General features: G+C 72.9%; 8 protein-coding genes. 4 read left to right on the plus strand and 4 right to left on the minus strand.

Features of this window, described 5'->3' with window-relative positions; genetic code table 11:
* Positions 1–260 precede the first annotated feature (260 nt).
* Positions 261–1,298, minus strand: coding sequence for a recombinase RecA (gene recA, locus VGP36_12095; GenBank protein HEV7655457.1), 1,038 nt, complete (start codon positions 1,296–1,298; stop codon positions 261–263).
* A gap of 187 nt (positions 1,299–1,485) precedes the next feature.
* Here recA and VGP36_12100 point away from each other — a divergent pair, with 187 nt between their 5' ends.
* The gene (locus VGP36_12100; GenBank protein ID HEV7655458.1) at positions 1,486–1,680 is read left to right on the plus strand and encodes a DUF3046 domain-containing protein; all 195 of its coding nucleotides are present in this window, start codon (positions 1,486–1,488) and stop codon (positions 1,678–1,680) included.
* 112 nt (positions 1,681–1,792) lie between these two features.
* Here VGP36_12100 and VGP36_12105 read toward each other — a convergent pair whose 3' ends face one another.
* Positions 1,793–3,670, minus strand: coding sequence for a propionyl-CoA synthetase (locus tag VGP36_12105; protein ID HEV7655459.1), 1,878 nt, complete (start codon positions 3,668–3,670; stop codon positions 1,793–1,795).
* Between the two features lie 54 nt (positions 3,671–3,724).
* Between VGP36_12105 and VGP36_12110 the strand changes: the two genes are divergently transcribed.
* Together VGP36_12110 and VGP36_12115 are read left to right on the plus strand one after the other, a co-directional pair.
* On the plus strand, positions 3,725–4,369 hold the full coding sequence (locus VGP36_12110) for an SDR family oxidoreductase (GenBank protein ID HEV7655460.1): 645 nt from the start codon (positions 3,725–3,727) through the stop codon (positions 4,367–4,369).
* 31 nt (positions 4,370–4,400) lie between these two features.
* A complete protein-coding gene (locus VGP36_12115) occupies positions 4,401–5,165 on the plus strand; it encodes an SDR family oxidoreductase (protein ID HEV7655461.1) in 765 nt (254 codons plus the stop codon).
* Here the strand turns inward: VGP36_12115 and VGP36_12120 are convergent.
* Positions 5,152–6,420, minus strand: a complete 1,269-nt coding sequence (locus VGP36_12120) for an amidohydrolase family protein (GenBank protein ID HEV7655462.1) — start codon at positions 6,418–6,420, stop codon at positions 5,152–5,154. The two genes, VGP36_12115 and VGP36_12120, sit on opposite strands and share 14 nt — an antisense overlap.
* Positions 6,421–6,497: 77 nt before the next feature.
* Here VGP36_12120 and VGP36_12125 point away from each other — a divergent pair, with 77 nt between their 5' ends.
* Positions 6,498–7,643 (plus strand): aminotransferase class I/II-fold pyridoxal phosphate-dependent enzyme, encoded by a 1,146-nt coding sequence (locus VGP36_12125; protein ID HEV7655463.1) that lies wholly within the window; start codon positions 6,498–6,500, stop codon positions 7,641–7,643.
* Here the strand turns inward: VGP36_12125 and VGP36_12130 are convergent.
* Positions 7,576–8,466, minus strand: coding sequence for a DUF899 domain-containing protein (locus tag VGP36_12130; GenBank protein ID HEV7655464.1), 891 nt, complete (start codon positions 8,464–8,466; stop codon positions 7,576–7,578). The genes VGP36_12125 and VGP36_12130 overlap by 68 nt on opposite strands.
* Positions 8,467–8,715 lie beyond the last annotated feature (249 nt).

Consider the following 8,715-nt stretch of genomic DNA (forward strand, 5'->3'; position numbering starts at 1 on the left):
CGGCTGCGTCGAGTAGGACGCCGCTCTGGTTCACCATCGTCGTTCCCGGGCGCGGTGCCGGGGACGACGGCTCCGTCGTCCCCGGCGCCGAGCCCTCCCGGGAGGAAGTCGCTACCAGCCGGGCGCCGGCCGGTGTCGGCACGCCCGCCGGCCGGCTCGGGGCCGGAGGGGGTCGAGGTCCAGCCTCCGTCATACGACCAGAGGGTGAGCCGGGCGCCGGCTCGGGAGTCGGCGCCCGGGTCGTCGTTCGAGCGCACCGCCTAGAAGTCGACCGGGGCGGGGACGACCGCGTCCTCGTCGAGCTTCGCCCCGATGTTCAGCTTTTCCTTGATCTTCTTCTCGATCTCGTCGGCCAGGTCGGGGTTGTCGCGCAGGAAGCCGCGCGCGTTCTCCTTGCCCTGGCCGAGCTGGTCGCCCTCGTACGTGTACCAGGCGCCGGACTTGCGCACGATCGACTGGTCGACACCGACGTCGATCAGCGAGCCCTCCCGGCTGATGCCGACCCCGTACACGATGTCGAACTCGGCCTGCTTGAACGGCGGGGCCACCTTGTTCTTCACGACCTTGGCCCGGGTCCGGTTGCCGACCGCGTCGCTGCCGTCCTTGAGCGTCTCGATCCGGCGCACATCGATGCGGACCGACGCGTAGAACTTCAGCGCCTTGCCGCCGGTCGTGGTCTCCGGCGATCCGAACATCACGCCGATCTTCTCGCGCAGCTGGTTGATGAAGATCGCGGTCGTGCCGGAGTTGCTCAGCGCGCCGGTGATCTTCCGCAGCGCCTGGCTCATCAGCCGGGCCTGCAGGCCGACGTGGCTGTCGCCCATCTCGCCCTCGATCTCGGCCCGGGGCACCAGCGCCGCGACCGAGTCGATGACGATGACGTCCAGCGCGCCGGACCGGATCAGCATGTCCGCGATCTCCAGCGCCTGCTCACCGGTGTCGGGCTGGGAGACCAGCAGCGCGTCGGTGTCCACCCCGAGGGCCTTCGCGTAGTCCGGGTCCAGCGCGTGTTCCGCGTCGATGAACGCCGCGATCCCGCCGGCCGCCTGCGCGTTGGCCACCGCGTGCAGCGCGACGGTCGTCTTGCCGGAGGACTCCGGGCCGTAGATCTCGACGACCCGGCCGCGGGGCAGCCCCCCGATGCCGAGCGCGATGTCGAGGGCGATGGACCCGGTCGGGATGACCTGGATCGGGACGCGCGTCTCGTCGCCGAGGCGCATCACCGAACCCTTGCCGTACTGCTTGTCGATCTGGGCGAGCGCGACGTCGAGCGCCTTGTCGCGGTCAAGTGCTGGCATCGGGTCCACCTTCGTAGTCGTTCGTCGGCCTGTCATCGCCGTAGACGCTAGAGCCGACCCCTGACGTTTTCCGTACTCGAGTGCCGATCTGTGGATCACGACCGGCGCTGTGGACAAGCTAGCCGAACACCTGTTCGATGATGGCCCCGACACGCCGCGCCCGGAGCATCCACCTACCCTGTTCGCCGTGCGCCTGTCGGAGTTCTGGGTACGGATGGAAGACCACTTCGGGGAGGGCTACGCCCGCTCCGTCGCGCACGACCACGTCCTGCAGTCGCTGGGCGGCCGGACCGTCGACCAGGCGCTGGAGGCCGGCCAGTCGGCCAAGCAGGTCTGGCGGGCGGTCTGCGAGGAGTTCGAGGTCCCGGCCCGGAAGCGGTGACGACGTGGACCTCCTGTTCCAGCTGGCCTTCATCGCCGCCACGATCGCGCTACTGGTCTACCTGATCCAGCAGTACCGGCGGACGAACAAGAAGGACGACTAGGACGGACGACTAGGACGTCAGCGTCGGGCGCAGCGCGTCCAGCACGCCCGGGTCCTCGATGGTGGACGGCACCGGCTGCTCCACCCCGTCGGCGATGGCCCGCATCGAGCCCCGCAGGATCTTGCCCGAGCGGGTCTTCGGCAGCGCCGGCACGACGTCGACCCGGCGCAGCGCCGCGACCGCCCCGATCTCGTCCCGGACCCGCTGCACCAGCTCGGCCGAGACGACGGCGGGATCCGTGTCGACCCCGGCCTTGAGCACCACGAAACCGCGCGGGACCTGACCCTTCAACGCGTCGGCCACCCCGATCACCGCGCACTCGGCGACCGCGGCGTGCCCGGCCAGCACCTCCTCCATCGCGCCGGTGGACAGCCGGTGCCCGGCGACGTTGATCACGTCGTCCATCCGGCCCATCACGTACAGATAGCCGTCGGTGTCCAGATGGCCACCGTCCCCGGACAGGTAGTAGCCGGGGTAGCGGGTGAGATAGGAGGACACGAACCGCTCGTCGTCGCGCCAGAGCGTCGGCAGCGCGCCCGGCGGCAACGGCAGCTTGACCACCAGCGCGCCGTCGACGTCCGGGTCGAGCGGGGCGCCGGACGGGTCGAGGACCTGGACGTCCCAGCCCGGCATCGGCACGGTCGGCGAGCCGGCCTTGGACGGCAACGCCTCCAGCCCGAGCGGGTTCGCCGCGACCGGCCAGCCGGTCTCGGTCTGCCACCAGTGGTCCACGACCGGGATGCCGAGCAGCTCCCCCGCCCATCGCCAGGTGTCCGGGTCCAGCCGCTCGCCGGCGAGGTACAGCGCCCGCAGCGAGGAGATGTCGTACTTGCTCAGATGGGAACCGGAGGGGTCCTCCTTGCGGATCGCCCGGAACGCGGTCGGCGCCGTGAACAGCACCTTCACCCGGTGGTCGGCGACCACCCGCCAGAACGCGCCGGCGTCGGGGGTGCCGACCGGCTTGCCCTCGTACAGGATGGTGGTGCAGCCGGCCAGCAGCGGCGCGTAGACGATGTAGGAGTGGCCGACGACCCAGCCGACGTCGCTGGCGGTCCAGAACACCTCGCCCGGATCCACGCCGTAGACGGCCTTCATCGTCCAGTGCAGGGCCACCGCGTGCCCGCCGTTGTCGCGGACGACGCCCTTCGGCTTCCCGGTCGTGCCGGAGGTGTAGAGGATGTAAAGCGGGTCGGTCGCGGCGACCTCGACGCACTCGGCCGGCCGGGCCGCGGCCACGGCGGCGTCCCAGTCGACGTCCCGGCCGAGCGCGAGGACCGCCGCCTCCTGCGGTCGCTGCACGATCAGGCAGTAGTCCGGCTTGTGGTCCGACAGGTCGATCGCCCGGTCCAGCAGGGGCTTGTACGCGATGACCCGCGAGACCTCGATCCCGCAGGACGCCGAGACGATCACCTTGGGCTGCGCGTCGCTGATCCGGGTGGCCAGCTCGGCCGCCGCGAACCCGCCGAAGACCACCGAGTGCACGGCGCCGAGCCGCGCGCAGGCCAGCATCGCGAACACGGCCTCGGGCATCATCGGCATGTAGATGACGACCCGGTCGCCCTTCTCCACGCCGAGCTCCCGCAGCGCGCCGGCCGCCTTGGCCACCCGCTCCAGCAGCTCCGAGTACGTGAAGCGCTGCACGACGCCGGTGACCGGGCTGTCGTAGATGAGCGCGAGCTGGTCGCCGCGGCCGTTCACGACGTGCCGGTCGACCGCGTTGAAGCAGGTGTTCAGCGTCGCGTCCGGGAACCAGCGGTAGAGCGGCGCGTTGGCCTCGTCGAGGATCCGCTCCGGCGGGGTGAACCAGTCGATCCCGGCCGCGGCGTCGCGCCAGTAGCCCTCGGGATCGGTCTGGCTGCGGCGGAACTCCTCGGCGTACCGGCCCATGCCGAACCCCCTCGCTGCGGTTGTCGGGACATCGTATTGCGGTAGGACGGGCTCATGCGCATCGTCATCGCCGGTGGCCACGGCCAGATCGCCCTGCTCCTGTCCCGCCGGCTCACCGACCGCGGCGACTCCGTGGCCGGCCTCATCCGCAACCCCGCGCACGCGGCCGACGTGGTCGCGGCCGGGGCCGAGCCGGTCACCGCGGACCTGGAGGCGGTGGACGCGGCGGCGCTGGCCGAGACGGTCCGGGGCGCGGACGCGGTGGTGTTCGCGGCGGGCGCCGGGCCGGGCAGCGGGGTCGGGCGCAAGGACACCGTCGACCGGGGCGCGGCCGCGCTGCTGGCCGACGCGGCCACCGCGGCCGGGGTCCGGCGCTACCTGCAGGTCTCGGCGATGGGGGTCGACGCAGCACCGGCCGACGACGAGGTGTTCTCGGTGTACCTGCGGGCGAAGGCGGCGGCCGAGCAGGACCTGCGGGGGCGGGACCTGGACTGGACGATCCTGCGCCCGGGCGGCCTCACGAACGACCCGGCCACCGGGCTGGTCCGGCTGGAGCCGCACGTCGAGCCCGGCCGGGTGCCGCGCGACGACGTGGCCGCCGTCCTGGTCGCGCTGCTGGACGAGCCGCGCACCGCGGGCCGGACGCTGGAGCTGGTGAGCGGCGACACCGCGATCGCGGCCGCCGTCGCCGCGGCCTGACCCGTACGCTCCGCGTGACTGAGGGAGCGAGATGGATCTCGAGCTGACCGGCAAGGTGGTCGTGGTGACCGGGGCCGGCAAGGGCATCGGGCTGGCGATCGCCCGGGCGTTCGCGGGCGAGGGGGCGAAGGTCGTCGCCGGGTCGCGGACGGTGACCCCGGAGCTGGCCGCCGTCGCCGACGCGATCGCGGTCGACCTGGCCACCCCGGACGGCCCGGCCGAGCTGGTCGCGCGGGCCGGCGACCGGGTCGACGTGCTGGTCAACAACGTCGGCATCGCGCCGTCCCGGCTGGACGGGTTCCTCGCGGTCGACGACGCGATGTGGTCGGCGACCTGGAACCTCAACCTGATGGCCGCGGTCCGGGCGATGCGGGCGGCGATCCCGCCGATGCTGGCGGCCGGCGGCGGCGCGATCGTCAACGTGGCCTCGGTCAACGCCCGGCTGCCGGACCCGGCGGTGATCGACTACTCGGCGTCCAAGGCGGCGCTGGTGAACGTGGCCAAGTCGGTGTCGAAGGAGTTCGGCGGGCGCGGGATCCGGGTCAACAACGTCGACCCGGGGCCGGTCGCGACCGATCTCTGGCTGGGCGCGGACGGCGTCGCGGCCCGGGTCGGGCGCAGCACCGGGCTGCGGCCGGAGGACGTCGCCAAGGCCGCCGCGAGCGGGATGGTGACCGGCCGGTTCACCCGGCCCGAGGAGGTCGCCGACCTGGTCCTCGTCCTGGCCAGCGCCCGGACCGCCAACGTGACCGGCAGCGACCACGTCATCGACGGCGGCCTGGTCACGACGATCTGAGTCGGGGTGCGCCTTCGGTCGGCCCGTCGACCAGGGCGAAGGCGGGGATGTCGGCCCGGGTCAGGGGCCTGATCTCGGGCAGCGGGTCCGGCTCGAACGGCACGCCCGCGGCCAGCACCAGCCGCAGGTCGTGCAGGGCGGCCAGGTCCGTCCGGGGATCGCCGCCGACCGCGATCAGGTCGGCGGCCAGCCCGGCGGTCAGCGCGCCGGTCGTCCCGGTCAGGCCGAGCGCGGCGGCGGCCCGGGTGGTCGCGGCGGTGAGCACCTCAGCCGTCGGCATTCCGGACGCGTGCATGGCCTCCAGCGAGCCGACGAAGCCGTGGTGCGGGACGAGGTCGATGCCGGCGTCGGTGCTGGCGACGATCCTGGCGCCGCGCCGGTGGAGCTCGGCCAGTGGGTACTCGCGCTCCGGGAACCACTCCTGGAAGTCCGGCAGCCGCAGGTTCCAGGTCGGGGACACGTACGCCTCGGAGGCGGCGATCCGGTCGGCCAGCTCCGGTACCACCGCGTGCCGGCCGTCGGGGTGCACGAACGAGCAGTGCTCCAGCGTGTCCACGCCGGCGTCCAGGGCCCGTTCGATGCCGACCACCCCGTGCGCGTGCGCGGCGACCCGCTTGCCGACGCGGTGTGCCTCGTCCACGATCGCCCGCAGCTGGGCCGTCTCGAACTGCGCGAACCAGGGCGCCGACCCCTCGGTCATGAAGCCGCCGGTGGACATGACCTTGATCAGGTCGACGCCGTTCTTGTGGTGGCGGCGGACCAGCCGGCGGATCTCGTCCTCGGTGTCGGCCTCCGCGCCCATGAACCAGCAGTGCCCGCCGGTCACGGTCAGCGGCGCGCCCGCGGTCAGCAGCCGCGGTCCCCGTACGGTGCCGTCGGCGATGGCCTCCCGGACGTCTACCCCGAGGTAGTCGCGGGAACCGAGGTCGCGGGCAGTGGTGACGCCGACCGAGAGCAGCTGCCGGGCGCTGCGCAGCATGAGCGCGACCTGGCGGGCGTCGTTCTCGGCCCGCATCCGGGCCACCGGGCCGGTGCCGCCGTCGAAGGCGAGGTGCACGTGGCAGTCGATCAGGCCGGGCAGCACCGTGACCGGGCCGAGGGCGACGGTCGGCGTGTCCGCGGGGGACCGGTCCGGCGCGAGGTCCGCCTGCCGGCCGACCCAGGCGATCGTGGCGCCGTCGACGAGCACGGCGCCGTGGTCGATCGGGTCGAGCCCCGCTCCGGCCAGGACGAGGTCGGCGGTGATCACCTGCATTCCCGTCACGGTAGGCCGGACATCGGCCGCGCGGGGAGTCGTGATCCGCCCGTAACGGGCGGACGGAGAATGGATCCATGACTGCCGCTGAGTTCGACCGGATCGACGTCGGGACGCTGCGCCGGGCGGGCGGGGTCAAGTGGTCGATGTACCCGGACGCGATCGGCGCGTTCGTGGCCGAGATGGACTTCGGCACCGCGCCGCCGATCACCCGGGCGCTGCACGAGGCCGTCGACGCGGCCACCTTCGGCTACCTGCCGCCGGCATTGTCCGCGGCCATGTCCGCGGCGTACGCGTCCTGGAGCGCGGACCGGTACGGCTGGGAGGTGGCGCCCGCGGACGTCCGGCCGGTCGCGGACGTGGTCGCCGGGCTGACGATCGCGATCGAGCACTTCAGTACGCCGGGGTCGCCGGTGGTGCTGCCGACCCCGGCGTACATGCCGTTCGTCTCGGTGCCGCCGGCGCTCGGCCGGGCGGTGGTCCAGGTCCCGCTGACGCCGGAGCTCGGCTACGACCTGGACGCGCTGGACGCCGCCTTCGCCGCCGGCGCGAACCTGCTCATCCTCTGCAACCCGCACAACCCGGTCGGGCGCGTGCTCACGCCGGAGGAGATGCTCGCGATCGCCGCGGTGGTCGACCGGCACGGCGGGCGGGTGTTCTCCGACGAGATCCACGCGCCGCTCGTCTTCCCCGGCGGCCGGCACGTGCCGTACGCGTCGCTGTCGCCGGTCACCGCCGGGCACACGCTGACCGCGACCTCGGCGTCGAAGGCCTGGAACCTGCCCGGGCTCAAGTGCGCGCAGGTGGTGCTGAGCAACGACGCGGACCGGGAGGTCTGGACCCGGATCGGGCTGCTGGCCGAGCACGGCGCGGCCAACCTGGGCGTCATCGCCAACACGGCCGCGTACGCGGAGGGCGGCCCCTGGCTGGCCGACGTGCTGTCCTATCTGGACGGCAACCGGCTGCTGCTGGCCGACCACGTGGCCGAGCTGCTGCCCGGGGTCGGCTACCGGCCGCCGGAGGGGACGTACCTGGGCTGGCTGGACTTCCGCGGCACCGGGCCGGCCGAGCCCGCTCCGTACTTCCTGGAGAAGGCGGGCGTGGCGATGACCGACGGCGCGCTCTGCGGGGACGCCGGTCGCGGTTTCGGTCGCCTCAACTTCGCGCTCCCCCGCCCGATCCTGCTCGACGCCGTCGAGCGGATCGCGACGGCGATGCCGTAGAGAAGTCGGTCAGTGCCCGCCCTGCCGGCCGAGGGTCTCCACCGGGGTCGCGCCGGGGGCGGGTCCACTGCGGCACCGGCCGGCTGGTCGGGCCCCAGGAGGGGACGCCGTCGGCGTCCGAGCGCCAGTACCAGCAGGCCTGGCCGCCCTGGCCCGGGTACCCCTCGCGGACGTGGCCGATCACCGGCCAGCCCTCGGGGTTGTCCTCCCACGCCTCGCCGCGGCCGTAGGGCGTCATGTCGAGCAGGCTGAGGGACCCCTCCACCGGCTCGTTGCCCCGGCCCGTCGTGGCGTAGGTGAGGAACGTGCGGTCGCCGTCGCGCAGGAAGCAGGTGAGGTAGCCCATCTCGCCGCCGACCGGTTCGGCCACGTCACGCACCGAGTACCAGGGCTGGGTGTACCCCATGAACTCGACGTAGGACGCCACCTCGGCCCACCGGCCCGTGGTCAGCAGGGCGAAGGACACGCCGCGGGCGTTGAGGTAGACGGCGTCCTTCAGGTGCCAGGCCGAGACGGTGCAGCCCTCGCACTGGCCCTGGTGCGGCGCGCCGTCGTACCACATGTGCTTGTAGACCACGAGCTCGTCGCGGCCCTGGAACAGGTCCAGGAACGGGACCGGGCCGTCGGGTCCGACGACCTCGACCGTCCCGTCGAGCTCCACCATCGGCAGCCGGCGGCGGGCCGCGGCGATGGCGTCGCCCTCGCGGGTGTGGGCCTTCTCGCGGACCAGAAGCTCGTCACGGGCGGCCTGCCAGGTGGCCAGGTCGACCACGGGCGGGCGGCCAGGCAGCGCGGTGGTCGGATCGTGCGGCGTGGTCGTCATGGTGTCCTCCGTGGTGTCTCGTGCCCGGCAGTATCGTGCGACGTCCTACGACGGTCACCAGAACAGACGCGTGACACGACCGGAACTCATCGCGGCGGGAGCGCCCTCGGCCGAGCCTGCACGGACCACGTCGGGCTGACAAGTTCACAGACGCGCTCTCATTCGGGCTATGCGGCTCAGACACCAGCAGGCCACCAACCACGGTATTCCTGGCTGCCGCCGATGGATCCTGGTGCGAGGTCGATGAGG

It is taken from the genome of Mycobacteriales bacterium (assembly GCA_035995165.1).
Lineage (GTDB): Bacteria > Actinomycetota > Actinomycetes > Mycobacteriales > CADCTP01 > CADCTP01.